Consider the following 17,350-nt stretch of genomic DNA (forward strand, 5'->3'; position numbering starts at 1 on the left):
GCAGTCTGTACAGGTTTAGATTCGAGGTGCTCCGATGCCCCATGTCACCGTGAAACCGAAGATCGCCATCAGCGCCTGCCTGATGGGCGCAGAAGTGCGTTACAACGGCGGGCACAAGGAATCGCGGCTGTGCAGTCGCACCCTCACTGACTATTTCGATTTCATCCCGGTCTGTCCGGAAGTCGCCATCGGCCTCGGCATTCCCCGTGAACCGATCCGTCTGGTGGGCGATCCACAACATCCCGAAGCCGTCGGCACCGTTAACCCAATACTCAATGTCACCCGGCCGCTCGCCGAGTACGGTCAGAAGATGGCCGCGGAACTGGGCGATCTCTGCGGCTACATCTTCATGCAGAAATCCCCGTCATGCGGCCTGGATCGGGTCAAGGTCTACCACGCCAACGGTGCGCCGGTGGACGGTGGTGGCCGTGGCATCTACGCCCAGGCGTTCTGCGAGCGACATCCGGATTTACCGGTGGAAGAAGACGGCCGACTCAACGACCCGGTGCTGCGAGAAAACTTCCTCACCCGCGTATTCGCCTATAGCGCCTGGCAGCAGTTGCTGCGCGAAGGCCTGACTCGCCGTGGCCTCACGGACTTTCACTCGCGCTACAAATACCTGCTGATGGCCCACAACCCGGTGCAATACAAAACCCTGGGTAACCTGCTGGGCAACATGGGCCAGATCGATCCGAACGAACTCGGTCCACGCTATTTCAGCGAACTGATGGCGGCCTTGAAAAAATGTGCCACACGTCGCACCCACACCAACGTCCTGCAACACATCAGTGGCTATCTCAAACAGACGATCAGCCCTGAAGACAAACAGGAAGTGCAGCACGTCATCGGTCAGTACCGCCACGGCATCGTGCCGCTGGTGGTGCCGTTGACGCTGCTCAAACACTACTTCCGTCAACACCCGGATCCATACATTGCGCAACAGGTTTACCTGCAACCGCATCCGGAAAATCTCAGCCTGCGAAACGCGATCTAATGACAATCGAATGAAAAGCCCACTCGACACCAGCGCCAGCGAAGACCTCGGCACCGACTTCAAGAAAGCCCTCGACGAAGGCTGGCTGCCGATCCGTGAGGTCGCGCGGCAGACCGGCGTGAACGCCGTCACCTTGCGGGCCTGGGAACGGCGTTATGGCCTGATCGTGCCGCAACGCACGCCCAAGGGGCATCGGCTGTTCTCTGCCGAACACGTTCAACGCATCCTGACGATTCTCACCTGGCTCAACCGTGGCGTGGCCGTCAGCCAGGTCAAGCAACTGCTCGACACCCCGCAGGCCTTTACCGCATCTGTCGAAAACGATTGGCAAGTGATGCGTCATACGCTGCTGCAAGCGGTCACTCAACTGAACGAGCGCACCCTCGATGACACCGTCAATCAGGCCATGGCGTTGTATCCACCACGGACCTTGTGCGCACAACTGCTGATGCCGTTACTGGCTGAACTGGAGCAACGCTGGCAAGGCCAGTTCGGCGCGCAGATGGAGCGGGTGTTTTTTTACTCTTGGTTACGCAGCAAATTTGGCGCACGCATCTACCATAACAACCGTCAGTTACGCACCGCACCACTGTTGTTGATCAATCAATCGGACCTGCCACTGGAGCCTCACCTGTGGCTGACCGCCTGGCTTATCAGCAGCGCCGATTGCCCGGTGGAGGTGTTCGACTGGCCACTTCCCGCCGGCGAACTCGCGCTGGCGGTCGATCATCTGCAAGCCCGCGGCGTTCTGCTGTACTCCAGCAAAGCCATGAACCTTTCGCAGCTACCGAAACTTTTGAATGGTGTCAGTTGCCCAAAAATGATTGCCGGACCCACGGTGTGCATCCACCACGCCGAGTTGTCCGCACGAACGTTCAAGATTACTGATTTGTTCCTGGCTGAAGATCCGTTAGCGGCGCATCAGGGCCTGGTTCAGCGTGGGCTCATTTAATGGCGGATTTTTAATGAATCGTACGGACTCCTCTCTGCAATTGATTTGGTTGCGTAGCGACTTGCGCCTACAGGACAACACCGCCCTCTCGGCCGCCGCAGCCCGCGGCCCGACTGTGGCGGTGTATCTGCTGAGCCCGGAGCAATGGCTGGAACACGATGATGCGCCGTGCAAAGTGGATTTCTGGCTGCGTAACCTGAGCGAGTTACGCAGCGCGTTGGATGAGCTGAACATTCCCTTGTTGATCCGTAAGGCATCTCGCTGGGAGGACGCACCCAAGGTCCTGCTCGATCTTTGCCAACAGTTGAAAATCGACGCGGTGCACGTCAACGAGGAATACGGCATTGATGAAAGCCGTCGTGACGCAGCTGTGGCCGAAACGCTGAAAGCCAATGCCATCGACTTTTATAGCTACCTTGATCAACTGCTGTTCAAACCGGGCACCGTGCTGACCAAAACGGGCACTTACTTCCAGGTGTTCAGCCAGTTCCGAAAGGTGTGCTACGACCGCCTGCGCGGGTCGTTACCGAGGCGGGTCACCGCACCCGCCGTACAGGCGCCGCTGGCGATCAGCAACGACAAGATCCCATCGAACGTTGAAGGCTTCGCAACGCCCAGCGACAGCTTGCGCAGTCTTTGGCCCGCCGGAGAAGCCGAAGCCCACCGTCGCCTCGTCACCTTCGCCGATGCCCAGATCGACGACTACAAAAACGAACGCGATTTCCCGGCCAAACCGGGCACCAGCCAGCTGTCGGCCTATCTCGCCGCCGGGGTGATTTCCCCCCGTCAGTGTCTGCACGCTGCGCTGCAAAGCAATCAGGGCGAGTTCGAAAGCGGCAAGGTCGGCGCCGTCACCTGGATCAACGAATTGCTGTGGCGCGAATTCTACAAACATATTCTGGTGGGCTACCCACGGGTCTCGCGTCATCGCGCCTTCCGCCCGGAAACCGAAGCCCTCGCCTGGCGCGATGCCCCAGATGAACTCCTGGCCTGGCAAGAGGCCCGTACCGGCCTGCCGATAATCGACGCGGCCATGCGCCAATTGCTTGAAACCGGCTGGATGCACAACCGCCTGCGCATGGTGGTGGCGATGTTCCTGACCAAGAACCTGCTGATCGACTGGCGTGTAGGCGAGCGTTTTTTCATGCGTCATCTGATCGATGGCGACCTGGCGGCGAACAACGGTGGCTGGCAGTGGAGCTCATCCACTGGCACCGATTCGGCGCCCTACTTCCGGATTTTCAACCCGCTGAGCCAGTCGGAGAAATTCGACAGAGAGGGGTTGTTTATCAAGCACTGGCTGCCGGAGCTGGCCAAGCTGAACAAGAAAGAACTGCACAACCCGGCGAACCTTGGCGGCCTGTTCGGCGTGGCGGATTATCCGTCGCCGATCGTCAATCTGAGCAGCTCACGCCAACGGGCGCTGGCCGCGTTCAAGAGCCTGTCATCACGACAAACTGCCGGGCAATTGCCTGACTGAAAGGGAGAATGGGATGAGTTTTACACCTCCACGGCGATACTGGCTGACGGGTGCCAGCAACGGCATTGGCGCCTCGCTGGCCGAAGAAATACTGAAAACCGGTGCTCACCTCGCGGTGAGTTCTCGCTCGGTGGCGCCACTCAAAGTCTTGTCCCAGCGTTATCCGGGACAAGTGCTGGTGGTGGCCGGTGACCTGACCAACAGTCAGACCGTGCGAGAAATCGGCGAGCAGATCGCTGAGGCGTGGGGAGCTCTGGACACGGTGATCCTCAACGCCGGCACTTGCGAATACGTCGACGTTCAGCAGTTCGATTCGTCGATCGTCGAGCACGTAGTGCGCACCAACCTGCTTGCCAGCAGCTATTGCATCCAGGCTGCCCTGCCACTCTTGTGCGCCGGCACCGCGCCGCATCTGGTGGGCGTCGCCAGCTCGGTCACCTACCTGCCGCTGCCGCGGTCCGAGGCTCATGGCACCTCAAAGCCCGGGCTGCGTTACCTGTTTGAATCGTCGCGAATTGATCTTGCACCGCAAGGCATCGAAGTCACCGTGGTCAGCCCGGGGTTTGTCGAGACGCCGCTGTCGGCGCAAAACATCCCCATGCCACTCAGCTGGCCGGTGGACAAGTCAGCACGCTACATCTTCGCCGAACTCAAGAATCGTCCGCTGGAATTAGCCTTTCCAGCGCTGTTCATGGCCGACCTCTGGCCGCTGTCGAAAGGACCCAACCGGGGGAAACTGGCGATCGGCAAACGCATGGTGCGCAGCAATCCTCCGATCAAGGACCAGCCGTGAAATCACCTGCATCTCGGGGCTGATCGCACCTGGCTGCTGAATCGCAGCCATGAGATCACCCTGTTCGAACCCGGCGACCAAGCGTCCGTCAGGCCTTTCACACAGCACCGGCCCACTGCCTTACACTGGGCGCCATGAAAACCATTCCCCATACGCAAATCGCCGAGCCTGCGGTCACATGCTCGACCTGCGCAGCTTGCTGCTGTCAGCTCGAAGTCATGCTGATCACGGACACGGGCGTGCCCGAACGCTTTATCGATACCGATGATTGGGGCGGGGAAGTCATGCTGCGCCTGGATGACGGCTGGTGCGCCGCGCTGGATCGCAACACGATGATGTGCACCATCTATGAAAAACGCCCGTTGATCTGCCGGGAGTTCGAGATGGGCGCACCGGAATGCATCGACGAACGCCAAGGGATTACCACGGCGTATCGGTGAATGTCAGACCAATGAAGATCCAATGTGGGAGCGAGCTTGCTCGCGATAGCGATTTAACATTCAACACTGATGTTGACTGACATGCCGCCATCGCGAGCAAGCTCGCTCCCACATTAAAAGCGCCAAGGCTTAGAGCGGCATCGTGTAGTGCAGCGAGTAGCTTTCTACGCCGTCGTTGTAACTGTTAAGACCGGCATTGGAGTAGTGCGTCGCACGAATCCCGACTTCATGTCCGCCCGCAAAGCGCAGACCAAAGCCGAATCGGTCTTCGAACTGAAAAGCACCACCGAGGTTGTTGTTTTCAAGTTCGCTATGAGAGAACAACGCCACGCCAATCCCGGCCTCCAGGTATGGCTTGACGTTCTGACCGGCAAACTCGTAAACAAACACAGGCGAGAACGACAGGCTGTGGTTGCTGGAGGTCGTGTCGCCTTCCCAATAGGTGTAGGCACCGCTCCAGTAACCGGTCACACGACCGATATCACTCTGCAACCAGCTCTTGTCCCAATCGAATTGCATACCCAGTCGATAGGTCATGGTCGAGTCGCTGGTCTCGCCGACCGCGAACTCCACGCCTGCCGCCTGTGCGGTAAAACTGTGCCCCATCAGTGCGGCCGCAATCGCGGCCAAGCAGAATAGTCGCTTCATTAGAAACATCCTTTTCCGAACGATTTCGTATGGTTTTTTTGTTGCTTGACGCTATAGAAGTCGACGTTTAATCAGAAGTTCACCCCAATTATTCGCTTGCCCCAAGATTTGTTTACTCCTTGAAGCTTCGCACAACGCCAGCGGTATTCCACAGTATCGGCAAGATATTTCTGAAATGCTCCGGATCGGCACTCGTCCAGAACTCTGCAGCACGAGCAGGCTCCTCGGCGAGCAATTCACGCTCGGCCAACAGACGCTGAAGTTGCCGCGCTACAGCGGCGCCGGTGTCGATCAGGCTGATGTCATCGGGGATCATCTGCTTTAGCAACGGCTTTAGGAAGGGGTAATGCGTGCAGCCAAGAATTATCGTGTCGCACCCGGCGCCGAGCAGCGGCTCGACATACCTGGCCAGCAACTGGCGCAATGCCTCGCTGTGCAGATCGCCGTTTTCAATCAGCTCCACCAGGCCGGGGCACGGCTGGGTGATGACTCGCACATCGGTGGCGAATCGGTCGAGCAACGCGGCGAACTTGGCACTCTGCAAGGTGCCGGTGGTGGCGAGCACACCGACCACACCGCTGCGGGTGGCGGCAGCGGCCGGTTTGACCGCCGGCTCCATACCGACGATGGGCCACTCGGGATAATCGCGCCGCAAGTCTGCAACGCCAGCGACCGTCGCCGTGTTGCAGGCCAGCACCAAGGCCTTGGCGCCCTGCTGCTGAAAAAAATCGGCCATCACGCTGCAGCGATGACGGATGAATTCCGGGGTTTTCTCGCCGTAGGGAATATTCCCGCAATCGGCGACGTACAACAGTGACTCGTTGGGCAGCAAACGCTGGATCTCGGCCAGCACCGAAAGCCCACCGACACCGGAGTCGAACACGCCAATCGGCGCTTCACGCATGCTTCGAACCACAGACGCTGCAGCCCGGATCACGCTTGACCCGCAATTCGCGAAAGCGCGAGCCCAAGGCATCGATCAACAACAGACGCCCCACCAGCGGCTCGCCGAAACCCACCAGCAACTTCATGGCTTCCAGCGCCTGAAGGCTGCCCACCAGGCCAACCAAAGGCCCCACGACACCGGCTTCGCTGCACGTCAGTTCGGCTTCGCTGCCGTGACCATATAAACAGTGGTAGCACGGACTTTCCGGGCGACGCGGATCGAACACCGACAACTGCCCTTCCAGTCGAATCGCAGCGCCACTGACCAAGGGTTTGCAGGCGGCGACACACGCAGCGTTGACCGCTTCGCGGGTGGAGAAATTGTCGGAACAGTCCAGCACCAGATCCACCGCAGCCACGGCGACGGCCAGGGAGTCTTCGTCCAGCGCGGTGCGATGGGCGATCAACTGAATCTCGGGATTGATTGCAGTCAGTCGGCGTATAGCCGAATCAACCTTGCTCAGGCCGACGCTGTCGGTGTCGTGGACGATCTGGCGTTGCAGGTTGGTCAGATCGACGGTGTCGAAATCCGCCAAATGCAACTCGCCGACGCCGGCGGCTGCCAGATACAGCGCAACCGGCGAGCCGAGGCCGCCGAGACCGACGATCAATACGCGGCTTTCCTTCAGTCGCAACTGGCCGTCGATGTCGACGTGCTGCAACAGAATCTGCCGACTGTAGCGCAACAATTCCTGATCATTCAGCACGGCAGGCGCCCCAGGCTGATACGTTCGTGACCGCCCAGATCGGTGCGGCTGTGGACTTCTTCAAAGCCGCGAGTCAGCAACAAATCGCGTACCGCAGTGGCTTGATCGTAACCGTGTTCAAGCATCAGCCAACCGCCCGCCTCCAGATAATCCGGCGACTGGGCGACGATCAGACGCAGATCGTCGAGCCCGTCGATTCCGGCCACCAAGGCACTGGCCGGTTCGAAGCGCACATCGCCTTCCACCAGATGCGGATCGGCTGAGGCGATGTAAGGCGGATTGCTGATGATCAGCTGAAAACGCTGACCTTCCAGCGCACTGAACCAATGACTGCTCAGCACGGTGGCGTTGTTCAGATGTAAGCGCTGACGATTGCGTTCGGCCAGGGCCACGGCTTCGAGCACGCGATCCACGGCGGTCACTTTCCAGGCCGGACGCTCGCTGGCCAGGGCCAGGGCAATGGCGCCACTGCCGGTGCCGAGATCGAGGACCTTGGCAGGTGTGGCCGGCAGCAGTTCCAGCGCAGTCTCCACCAGCAGTTCGGTGTCCGGGCGCGGGATCAGCGTATGCGGCGCCACTTCCAGATCAAGCTTCCAGAAACCTTGCTGACCGAGGATGTAGGCCACTGGCTCACCGCCACGACGGCGTTGCAGGTACTCGGCAAATTTCAGCGCCGCTTCACTCGGAACGATGCGCTCGGGCCAGGTGTGCAGAAAACTGCGGGACTTGCCCAACGCAGCGGCCAGCAACAATTCGGCATCCAGGCGCGCGGAGGGCGAATCCGGCAAGTCGGCGGCGCGTAACAAACTGGCAATGATCGTCATTTACTCACCTATCGCTGCCAATTGGTCGGCCTGGTATTCGGCCAGCAACGGCTCGATCACCGCATCGACGCCACCCGCGAGGATTTCGTCGAGGGAATACAGCGTCAGGTTGACCCGGTGGTCGGTGACCCGCCCCTGGGCAAAGTTATACGTGCGGATCCGCTCCGAGCGATCGCCCGAACCGACCAGCAATTTACGCTCGCTGGCGATAGCGTTCGCGGCGGCGCTGGTCTGCTGATCGTTGAGTTTGGCCGACAGCCAGGACATCGCCCGGGCGCGGTTCTTGTGCTGGGAACGCTCTTCCTGGCACTCGACGACAATACCGGAAGGCAAGTGCGTGATGCGGATCGCCGAGTCCGTCTTGTTGACGTGCTGACCACCGGCACCGGAGGATTTGTAGGTATCGATGCGCAAATCCGAAGGGTTGATCTCGATCGCTTCCTGCTCGTCCGGCTCGGGCAACACGGCCACGGTGCAGGCCGAGGTGTGGATGCGACCCTGGGATTCAGTAGCCGGAACCCGTTGTACGCGGTGCGCACCGGATTCGAATTTCAGCTTGCCGTAGACGTTGTCGCCTTCGACGCGGGCGATGACTTCTTTGAAGCCGCCGTGTTCACCGATGTTCTCCGAGAGGATTTCCACCCGCCAGCCGCGACGCTCGGCGTAACGCGAATACATGCGGAACAGGTCGCCGGAGAAAATCGCAGCCTCGTCACCGCCGGTGCCGGCGCGGATTTCGAGGAACACGTTGCGCCCATCGTTCGGATCCTTGGGCAGCAGCATGCGTTGCAGGCTGGCTTCGATCTCGATCAGTTGCTCTTTGGCTTCGCGGACTTCTTCCACGGCCATTTCGCGCATGTCCGGGTCGTTGTCCTTGAGCAGCGCCTGAGCGCCCTCGAGATCGCCTTGTACTTTGAGCAACTGTTTATAGGTTTCGACAATCGGTTCGACTTCCGCGTATTCCTTGGAATAGGTGCGGAATTTGTTCTGATCGGAAATGACTTCGCCGTCGCCAAGCAAGGCGGTCAATTCCTCGAAACGGTCCTGGAGGATGTCCAGCTTATTGAGCAGTGACGCTTTCATTGCGGTTTTTTATCCGAAAAGCTATCCGATGAGCCCTCATTCAGGGCAAAGAGTTCCTGGGCCATGGCCAGCGCATCGAGGCGGCCTTCGGCAGAGAGCTTTTTCAACTGCACGCTCGGTGCGTGCAAGAGTTTGTTGGTCAGGCCCCGCGCCAGTTGCACCAGCACGTCTTCGGCGCTGCTGCCGTTGGCCAGCATGCGCTGGGCCTTCTGCAATTCTTCGTCGCGCATGCGCTCGCTTTGTTGGCGATAGGCCTTGAGCACATCCACCGCCGCCAGCTCACGCAGGCGGACCATGAAATCTTCGGCACCGACCGAGACCATCTCCTCTGCCGCCTGGGCTGCGCCCTGCCGGCTCTTGAGGTTCTCGGCGACCACTTCGTGGAGATCGTCGACGCTATAAAGGTAAACGTCGTCCAGTTCGCCGACTTCCGGCTCGATATCCCGGGGGACAGCGATGTCTACCATGAAGATCGGCTTGTGCTTGCGCAGTTTCAAGGCGCTTTCCACCGCGCCCTTGCCCAGGATCGGCAACTGGCTGGCGGTGGAGCTGATGACGATGTCGCTGCGCACCAGTTCCGCCGGGATGTCCGAGAGCAACACTGCATGGGCGCCGAACTGCTCGGCCAGAATGCTCGCGCGCTCCAGGGTGCGGTTGGCAACGACGATGCGCTTTACACCCAATTCGTGCAGATGGCGGGCGACCAGGGTGATGGTCTCGCCGGCGCCGATCAGCAAGGCTTGGCTGCGTTGCAGGTCGCTGAAAATCTGTTTCGCCAGACTGACCGCGGCAAATGCCACGGACACCGGGTTCTCGCCAATGGCGGTGTCGGTGCGCACCTGTTTGGCCGCATTGAACGTGGCCTGGAACAGGCGCCCGAGCAACGGACCGATGGTGCCGGCCTCGCGGGCCACGGCGTAGGCTGATTTCATCTGACCGAGAATCTGCGGTTCGCCCAACACCAGCGAATCGAGCCCGGAGGCCACCCGCATCATGTGACGAACTGCCGCATCATCTTCGTGCACATAAGCACACGCGCGCAGCTCTTCGAGGCTCAAATGGTGATAATCGGCCAGCCAGCGCAAGATGATGTCAGCCGAAAGGTGATCCTGTTCTATATAGAGTTCACTGCGATTGCAGGTGGAGAGGATCGCAGCTTCGCGGCTGTCGGTGAGTCGGCAGAGCTGCTGCAAGGCCTCCACCAGCTGCTCAGGGGTAAAGGCCACGCGCTCGCGGACGTCTACTGAAGCAGTCTTGTGGTTAATACCGAGTGCAAGGAAGGCCATTCAAGGTCGCTGATAGTGACGTGAAGCCGGCAATTGTCCTACTTCGACAGAGCCAGAACAACTACCGCTGACTATTGTCCCAATGACCTGCCTCTATAAAGGCGCCAATTGAGACTCGGTTATGTTTGGCCGAAGGCTTGTGTCATGATGATCCGACCGCAGGTTAGTCGTCCTCTTCCTATATGAATAGATCTTCCGCGTTGCTCCTCGCTTTTGTCTTCCTCAGCGGCTGCCAGGCCTTGGCACCCGTTTCGTCGGACGGTACGCCGCCGGTCGAAGACAGCACTCCGGCCCCTGAAAAGCCCAAGGTTTACAGCTCATTCAGTGAAGAAACCATCTTCAGTCTGTTGAGCGCCGAACTGGCTGGCCAGCGCAATCGTTTCGACATTGCCCTGGACAACTACGTGACCCAGGCGATCAATACTCAGGATCCGGGCATCTCCGAGCGGGCATTCCGTATCGCCGAGTACCTGGGCGCCGATCAGGCGGCCCTGGACACCGCGTTGATCTGGGCGAAAAACGCCCCGCAAGACCTCGAGGCGCAACGAGCCGCTGCCGTGCAACTGGCTCGTGCCGGGCGTTACGACGACTCCATGGTCTATATGGAGAAAGTACTGCAAGGCAAGGGCGATACACATTTCGACTTCCTCGCCCTGTCTGCGGCCGATACCGACCAGGACACGCGCAACGGCTTGATGAAAGGTTTTGACCGTTTATTGCAGCGCCATCCGAAAAACAGTCAGCTGATTTTCGGCAAAGCCTTGCTGCTGCAACAGGACGGTGACGCCAAGGGTGCGCTGGGCCTGCTGGAAGACAATCCGCCGGACGACGGCGAAATAGCACCGATTCTGCTGCGCGCACGCCTGCTGCAAACCCTCAGTCGTGGCGATGAAGCCTTGCCGCTGCTGCAAAAAAGCATCAAGAAATACCCGGACGACAAACGCCTGCGCCTGACTTACGCGCGGATGCTGGTTGAACAGGACCGCATGGACGATGCCAAAGCCGAGTTCTCGAGCCTGGTTCAGCAGTACCCGGAAGACGACGAACTGCGTTACTCCCTGGCGCTGGTCTGCCTGGAAGCCAAGGCCTGGAATGAGGCCAAGGGCTATCTGGAAGACCTGATTGCCCGGGAAAGCCATGTCGATTCGGCGCACTTGAACCTCGGTCGTATCGCTGAAGAGCGCAACGACCCTCAAGGTGCGCTGATCGAGTACGCCCAGGTCGGGCCGGGCAACGATTTCCTGCCGGCGCAATTGCGTCAGGCCGATATCCTGATGAACAACGGCAAGACCGCCGAAGCCCAAAGCCGTCTGGCAGCGGAACGCGACGAGCAGCCCGATTACGCGATTCAGTTGTATTTGATCGAAGCCGAAACCTTGTCCGCCAATAAACAGCCCGACAAGGCCTGGAATGTATTGAAGCAAGCCTTGCAGCAATACCCGGACGATCTGAATCTGCTGTACACCCGCGCCATGCAAGCGGAAAAACGCAATGACCTGGCGCAGATGGAAAAAGACCTGCGACTGATCATCAAGCGCGACCCGGATAACGCGATGGCGCTGAACGCCCTCGGTTACACCCTGTCCGACCGCACGACGCGCTACGCCGAAGCCAAGGCCTTGATCGAACAGGCGCACCAGATCAATCCGGAAGACCCGGCGGTACTCGACAGTCTCGGCTGGGTGAACTTCCGCATGGGCAATCTCGAGGAAGCCGAACGCCTGCTGCGCCAGGCGCTGGAGCGCTTCCCCGATCAGGAAGTCGCCGCGCACCTGGGCGAAGTCCTGTGGGCCAATGGCAAGCAACGGGAAGCCAGACAAATCTGGACCAAGTTCCTCAAGGAGCAGCCCGACAGCCCCATCCTGCGCGGTACCATCAAGCGCCTGACCGGATCAGAGACTCTTTAAGATTATGTTTTTGCGCCACCTCATTGTTTTCAGTTTCATCGCCCTGCTCGCCGGTTGCGCGGGCTTCGGTGCCCGTGAATCGGTCCAGGGTCAAGGCAACCCGGCCCAATGGCGCGCGTACAAACAGCAACTGACCAGCCTCGACGGCTGGCAGATCAACGGCAAGATCGGCATTCGCGCCCCGAAAGACTCGGGCAGCGGCACGTTGTTCTGGCTGCAGCGACAGGATTACTACGACATTCGCCTCTCCGGCCCCCTGGGTCGCGGCGCAGCACGCCTGACCGGCCGCCCCGGCAAGGTCTCGCTGGAAGTCGCCAACCAGGGCCGCTATGAAGCGCCGACGCCTGAAGTGTTGGTCGAAGAACAACTGGGCTGGAAGTTACCGGTGTCCAATCTGGCCTGGTGGGTTCGCGGGCTCCCGGCTCCGGACAGCAAAAGCCGTCTGACGCTGGATGCCGACAGCCGCCTGGCCAGCCTTGAGCAGGATGGCTGGCAGGTCGAATACCTCAGCTATGCCGAGCAAAACGGCTTTTGGCTACCCGAGCGGATCAAACTGCACGGCACCGACCTTGACGTCACGCTGGTGATCAAGGAATGGCAACCACGCAAATTGGGGCAGTGAACATGACCGCTCCGCGCTTGACGCTGCCCTCCCCGGCCAAACTCAATCTGATGCTGCACATCCTCGGTCGCCGTGAAGACGGTTATCACGAATTGCAGACTATTTTTCAGTTTCTCGATTACGGCGATGAAATCACGTTCGCCGTTCGTGATGATGGTGTGATTCGACTGCACACCGAATTCGATGGCGTTCCTCACGACAGCAATCTGATTGTTCGAGCCGCAAAAAAACTTCAGGAGCAATCCGGTTGTTCGCTCGGTATCGACATCTGGATCGAAAAAATCCTGCCCATGGGCGGTGGAATCGGTGGCGGCAGTTCAAATGCCGCGACGACTTTGCTCGGCCTCAATCATCTCTGGCAACTGGGTTGGGATGAGGATCGACTAGCCGCGCTGGGCCTGACACTTGGCGCCGACGTCCCGGTTTTCGTGCGTGGGCACGCGGCTTTTGCCGAAGGCGTGGGGGAGAAACTGACCCCTGTAGACCCCGAAGAACCGTGGTATCTCGTGCTTGTGCCGCAAGTCTCTGTAAGTACAGCAGAAATTTTTTCAGATCCGTTGTTGACACGTAACTCTTCTCCCATTAAAGTGCGCCCCGTTCCCAAGGGAAACAGTCGAAATGACTGCTTACCGGTGGTAGCAAGGCGTTACCCAGATGTACGTAACGCATTGAATTTGTTAGGTAAATTTACCGAAGCAAAACTCACCGGAACTGGAAGTTGTGTGTTTGGGGGCTTCCCAAGCAAAGCTGAAGCTGATAAAGTCTCGGCCCTTCTTACAGAGACCCTTACAGGGTTTGTAGCAAAGGGAAGCAACATTTCGATGTTGCATCGCAAGCTGCAAAGTCTGCTCTAAAAGGAATCGAGTACTGGGTACTCGTTGCAACAGATACAGGGGCGTCGCCAAGCGGTAAGGCAGCAGGTTTTGATCCTGCCATGCGTTGGTTCGAATCCAGCCGCCCCTGCCATTTTCTATACTCATCCAGGTTACCCTCAGCCTCTAGGTACTGCGCGTGTCCAAGATGATGGTCTTTACGGGGAACGCTAACCCCGATCTGGCTCGGCGTGTTGTACGTCAGCTGCATATCCCTCTCGGTGACATCTCTGTCGGTAAGTTCTCCGACGGCGAAATTACTGCCGAGATCAATGAAAACGTCCGCGGTAAAGATGTCTTCATTATTCAGCCGACTTGCGCTCCGACCAACGATAACCTGATGGAACTGGTAGTGATGGCTGATGCCTTCCGCCGCTCCTCAGCTACTCGTATCACTGCTGTTATTCCTTACTTTGGTTATGCCCGTCAGGATCGCCGTCCGCGTTCCGCACGTGTGGCTATCAGCGCGAAAGTCGTTGCTGACATGCTTACCGTAGTCGGCATCGACCGTGTTCTCACGGTTGATCTGCATGCTGACCAAATCCAGGGTTTCTTCGATATTCCGGTAGATAACATCTACGGCTCCCCAGTATTGGTGGATGACATTGAAGATCAGCGCTTCGAAAACCTGATGATCGTTTCCCCGGACATTGGTGGCGTCGTGCGTGCACGTGCTGTTGCCAAATCCCTGGGCGTGGATCTCGGGATCATCGACAAACGCCGTGAGAAAGCCAATCACTCTGAAGTGATGCATATCATCGGTGATGTCGAAGGGCGTACCTGTATTCTGGTCGATGACATGGTCGATACCGCCGGCACTCTGTGCCACGCGGCCAAGGCCCTGAAAGAGCATGGCGCTGCCAAGGTTTTCGCCTACTGCACACACCCTGTGCTGTCCGGTCGGGCGATCGAAAACATCGAAAACTCAATGCTGGACGAACTGGTGGTGACTAACACCATCCCGTTGTCCGCTGCTGCTCAAGCCTGCTCGCGTATCCGTCAACTGGATATCGCGCCGGTAGTTGCCGAAGCGGTTCGCCGCATCAGCAACGAAGAATCGATCAGCGCGATGTTCCGTTAAGGGCCCTGCCCTTCTCGAATATCTCGTTGACGAAAAGCGCCCCGCCCCGGCATTCCTGTCGGGGCGGGGCTTTTTTGCCCATATCGCCTTTAGCGCTGGTCGCAAACGCTGGGGCGAATGTGGTTATTTTGGAGATACAACATGAACGAATTTACTCTGAATGCTGAAGTGCGTTCCGACCTGGGGAAAGGTGCGAGCCGCCGCCTGCGTCGTCTCGCAAGCCTGGTACCAGCTGTAGTTTACGGTGGCGAAAAAGCCCCTGAATCCATCAGCATGCTGGCTAAAGAAGTTGCCAAACTGCTCGAAAACGAAGCGGCTTACAGCCACATCATCGAGCTGAACGTTGGCGGCACCAAGCAAAACGTAATCATCAAAGCTCTGCAGCGTCACCCGGCCAAAGGCCACGTGCTGCACGCTGACTTCGTACGCGTTGTAGCTGGCCAGAAACTGACCGCTATCGTGCCTGTACACTTTGTTGGTGAAGAAGCTCCGATCAAGAAAGGCGGCGAAGTTTCGCACGTTGTTGCTGAAATCGAAGTTTCGTGCCTGCCGAAAGACCTGCCTGAATTCATCGAAGTCGACCTGGCTAACGCCGAAATCGGTTCGATCATTCACCTGTCTGACCTCAAAGCCCCTAAAGGCGTTGAGTTTGTTGCTCTGGCACACGGTGATGACAAGGCTGTTGCCAACGTCCACGCTCCACGTGTTGCTCCAGAAGCTACTACTGAAGAAGGCGCAGCAGAGTAATTTCACTCTGTTCGCCGGAGTGACCGGAAACATCGCGGACTAGAGCGTAGCGAGAAAGCGGGCGAGAACGCGGAGTTTACATAATGGTAAATGAGCACTTGTCGTCCACTTTCGCCGCACACAACTGTCGCGGCGATGTTATCCACCACTCCAAGGAAGGGCCCCTATCGTGACTGCCATCAAACTGATCGTTGGCCTGGGAAATCCAGGCGCTGAATACGAACAGACCCGGCATAACGCAGGGGCCCTTTTTGTTGAGCGCATCGCGAACGCACAAGGCGTAAACCTTGTGGCGGATCGCAAATATTTCGGCCTGACCGGGCGCTATTCGCATCAGGGTCAGGATGTTCGTCTGCTGATTCCCACCACCTACATGAACCGCAGCGGCCAGGCCGTCGCGGCACTTGCCGGCTTCTTCCGCATTACGCCTGAAGAAATCCTGGTGGCGCATGACGAACTCGACCTGCCACCGGGCGTTGCCAAGCTCAAACAGGGCGGCGGCCATGGCGGGCACAACGGGTTGCGCGACATCATCGCGCAACTGGGCAATCAGAATACCTTTCACCGCTTGCGGCTTGGCATTGGCCACCCGGGCGTTGCCAGTATGGTTTCAAATTTCGTCCTGGGTCGTGCGCCACGCGCCGAACAGGAAAAACTCGATGCCAGCATCGACTTTGCCCTCGGCGTGCTGCCGGATATCCTCGCCGGTGAATGGAACCGCGCGATGAAAAACCTGCACAGCCAGAAGGCCTGACTCACTCCTCGGGGAAAACACCATGGGATTCAATTGCGGCATCGTCGGCCTGCCTAACGTCGGCAAGTCCACCCTATTCAACGCCCTGACCAAATCCGGGATCGCGGCCGAGAACTTCCCCTTCTGCACCATCGAACCGAACACCGGTATCGTGCCGATGCCGGACCCGCGTCTGGAAGCCCTGGCGGCCATCGTCAATCCCAAGCGCATCTTGCCGACCACCATGGAATTCGTCGACATCGCAGGCCTGGTGGCCGGCGCCTCGAAAGGTGAAGGTCTGGGTAACAAGTTCCTGGCCAACATCCGTGAAACCGATGCCATCGCCCACGTAGTCCGCTGCTTCGAAGACGAGAACGTGATTCACGTCTCCAACAGCGTCGACCCGAAACGCGACATCGAAATCATCGACCTGGAACTGATCTTCGCCGACCTCGACAGCTGCGAGAAGCAACTGCAGAAAGTCGCCCGCAACGCCAAGGGTGGTGACAAGGACGCCGTGGTCCAGAAAGGCCTGCTGGAGCAATTGATCGCTCACTTCACCCTCGGCAAGCCTGCGCGTACGCTGATGAAGACCATGGGCGCCGACGACAAAGCGGTGATTCGTGGTTTCCACCTGCTGACCACCAAGCCGGTCATGTACATCGCCAACGTCGCTGAAGACGGTTTCGAGAACAACCCGCTGCTGGACATCGTCAAAGCCATCGCCGAAGAAGAAGGCGCCATGGTGGTTCCGGTCTGCAACAAGATCGAAGCCGAAATCGCCGAGCTGGAAGACGGCGAAGAGAAAGACATGTTCCTCGAAGCCCTGGGCCTCGAAGAGCCTGGCCTGAACCGCGTAATCCGCGCCGGCTACGAAATGCTGCACCTGCAGACCTATTTCACCGCCGGTGTCGAAGAAGTCCGCGCCTGGACCGTCCGCGTCGGTGCTACCGCACCACAAGCCGCTGGCGTGATCCACACCGACTTCGAAAAAGGCTTCATCCGCGCTGAAGTCATCGCCTATGACGACTTCATCCAGTACAAGGGCGAAGCCGGCACCAAAGAAGCCGGTAAATGGCGTCTGGAAGGCAAGGACTACATCGTTAAAGACGGCGACGTGATGCACTTCCGCTTCAACGTGTAAAAGCAGAAGGCACGAAAATTGCGTTGATATTCACGCGTATTTTAAGAGGATAGATCCATTTTATGGTCTATCCTTTTTTTACGCTTTAAGAT

18 protein-coding genes and 1 tRNA gene are annotated in these 17,350 nt (G+C 58.6%); 13 read left to right on the forward strand and 6 right to left on the reverse strand.

Annotated features, from left to right (window positions below; all coding sequences use genetic code 11):
* Nucleotides 1-34: 34 nt before the first annotated feature.
* The 5 genes from AC3IUE_RS27320 to AC3IUE_RS27340 all read left to right on the forward strand — a co-directional run bounded on the left by AC3IUE_RS27320 (nt 35) and on the right by AC3IUE_RS27340 (nt 4,659).
* A complete protein-coding gene (locus AC3IUE_RS27320) occupies nt 35-994 on the forward strand; it encodes a YbgA family protein (protein WP_489264289.1) in 960 nt (319 codons plus the stop codon).
* A gap of 10 nt (nt 995-1,004) precedes the next feature.
* Entirely contained in the window at nt 1,005-1,946 is a 942-nt protein-coding gene (locus AC3IUE_RS27325; protein WP_489264290.1) for a MerR family transcriptional regulator, read from the forward strand.
* 34 nt (nt 1,947-1,980) lie between these two features.
* A complete protein-coding gene (gene phrB, locus AC3IUE_RS27330; protein ID WP_489268967.1) occupies nt 1,981-3,426 on the forward strand; it encodes a deoxyribodipyrimidine photo-lyase in 1,446 nt (481 codons plus the stop codon).
* A 13-nt stretch (nt 3,427-3,439) separates the two neighbouring features.
* The gene (locus tag AC3IUE_RS27335) at nt 3,440-4,219 is read left to right on the forward strand and encodes an SDR family NAD(P)-dependent oxidoreductase (protein ID WP_489264291.1); all 780 of its coding nucleotides are present in this window, start codon (nt 3,440-3,442) and stop codon (nt 4,217-4,219) included.
* 134 nt (nt 4,220-4,353) lie between these two features.
* Nucleotides 4,354-4,659, forward strand: a complete 306-nt coding sequence (locus AC3IUE_RS27340; RefSeq protein WP_008153413.1) for a YkgJ family cysteine cluster protein — start codon at nt 4,354-4,356, stop codon at nt 4,657-4,659.
* Nucleotides 4,660-4,788: 129 nt separating this feature from the next.
* On the opposite strand, the gene AC3IUE_RS27345 is transcribed toward AC3IUE_RS27340, so the two are convergent.
* From AC3IUE_RS27345 to hemA, 6 genes are all read right to left on the reverse strand, one after another.
* Entirely contained in the window at nt 4,789-5,307 is a 519-nt protein-coding gene (locus tag AC3IUE_RS27345) for an acyloxyacyl hydrolase (protein WP_056740805.1), read from the reverse strand.
* A 112-nt stretch (nt 5,308-5,419) separates the two neighbouring features.
* Complete coding sequence (murI, locus tag AC3IUE_RS27350) at nt 5,420-6,211, reverse strand: glutamate racemase (protein ID WP_489264292.1); 792 nt, start codon at nt 6,209-6,211, stop codon at nt 5,420-5,422.
* Nucleotides 6,204-6,959, reverse strand: coding sequence for a molybdopterin-synthase adenylyltransferase MoeB (locus tag AC3IUE_RS27355; protein ID WP_489264293.1), 756 nt, complete (start codon nt 6,957-6,959; stop codon nt 6,204-6,206). Before AC3IUE_RS27355 ends, murI begins: the two co-directional genes overlap by 8 nt.
* Entirely contained in the window at nt 6,953-7,783 is an 831-nt protein-coding gene (gene prmC / locus AC3IUE_RS27360; RefSeq protein ID WP_489264294.1) for a peptide chain release factor N(5)-glutamine methyltransferase, read from the reverse strand. Before prmC ends, AC3IUE_RS27355 begins: the two co-directional genes overlap by 7 nt.
* A complete protein-coding gene (gene prfA / locus AC3IUE_RS27365; protein ID WP_056740797.1) occupies nt 7,784-8,866 on the reverse strand; it encodes a peptide chain release factor 1 in 1,083 nt (360 codons plus the stop codon). It lies immediately after the preceding gene.
* A complete protein-coding gene (gene hemA / locus AC3IUE_RS27370) occupies nt 8,863-10,152 on the reverse strand; it encodes a glutamyl-tRNA reductase (RefSeq protein ID WP_046048307.1) in 1,290 nt (429 codons plus the stop codon). The genes prfA and hemA overlap by 4 nt, the downstream gene beginning before the upstream one ends.
* 182 nt (nt 10,153-10,334) lie before the next feature.
* Here hemA and AC3IUE_RS27375 point away from each other — a divergent pair, with 182 nt between their 5' ends.
* The 8 genes from AC3IUE_RS27375 to ychF all read left to right on the forward strand — a co-directional run bounded on the left by AC3IUE_RS27375 (nt 10,335) and on the right by ychF (nt 17,258).
* Nucleotides 10,335-12,059 (forward strand): tetratricopeptide repeat protein, encoded by a 1,725-nt coding sequence (locus tag AC3IUE_RS27375; protein ID WP_056740795.1) that lies wholly within the window; start codon nt 10,335-10,337, stop codon nt 12,057-12,059.
* A gap of 4 nt (nt 12,060-12,063) precedes the next feature.
* Entirely contained in the window at nt 12,064-12,681 is a 618-nt protein-coding gene (gene lolB, locus AC3IUE_RS27380; RefSeq protein WP_056740793.1) for a lipoprotein insertase outer membrane protein LolB, read from the forward strand.
* 2 nt (nt 12,682-12,683) lie between these two features.
* A complete protein-coding gene (ispE, locus tag AC3IUE_RS27385; RefSeq protein WP_095130377.1) occupies nt 12,684-13,535 on the forward strand; it encodes a 4-(cytidine 5'-diphospho)-2-C-methyl-D-erythritol kinase in 852 nt (283 codons plus the stop codon).
* A 37-nt stretch (nt 13,536-13,572) separates the two neighbouring features.
* Nucleotides 13,573-13,647: transfer RNA gene (locus AC3IUE_RS27390), tRNA-Gln, on the forward strand.
* 45 nt (nt 13,648-13,692) lie between these two features.
* Nucleotides 13,693-14,634, forward strand: a complete 942-nt coding sequence (locus tag AC3IUE_RS27395; RefSeq protein ID WP_003208392.1) for a ribose-phosphate pyrophosphokinase — start codon at nt 13,693-13,695, stop codon at nt 14,632-14,634.
* 141 nt (nt 14,635-14,775) lie between these two features.
* Nucleotides 14,776-15,381, forward strand: a complete 606-nt coding sequence (locus AC3IUE_RS27400) for a 50S ribosomal protein L25/general stress protein Ctc (RefSeq protein ID WP_056740789.1) — start codon at nt 14,776-14,778, stop codon at nt 15,379-15,381.
* A 169-nt stretch (nt 15,382-15,550) separates the two neighbouring features.
* Complete coding sequence (gene pth, locus AC3IUE_RS27405) at nt 15,551-16,135, forward strand: aminoacyl-tRNA hydrolase (protein ID WP_008153430.1); 585 nt, start codon at nt 15,551-15,553, stop codon at nt 16,133-16,135.
* Between the two features lie 22 nt (nt 16,136-16,157).
* Nucleotides 16,158-17,258: a redox-regulated ATPase YchF gene (ychF, locus tag AC3IUE_RS27410; RefSeq protein ID WP_008153431.1), complete on the forward strand. Its 1,101-nt coding sequence runs from the start codon at nt 16,158-16,160 to the stop codon at nt 17,256-17,258.
* Nucleotides 17,259-17,350 lie beyond the last annotated feature (92 nt).

The sequence above is a fragment of the Pseudomonas sp. GL_093 genome, assembly GCF_057837605.1.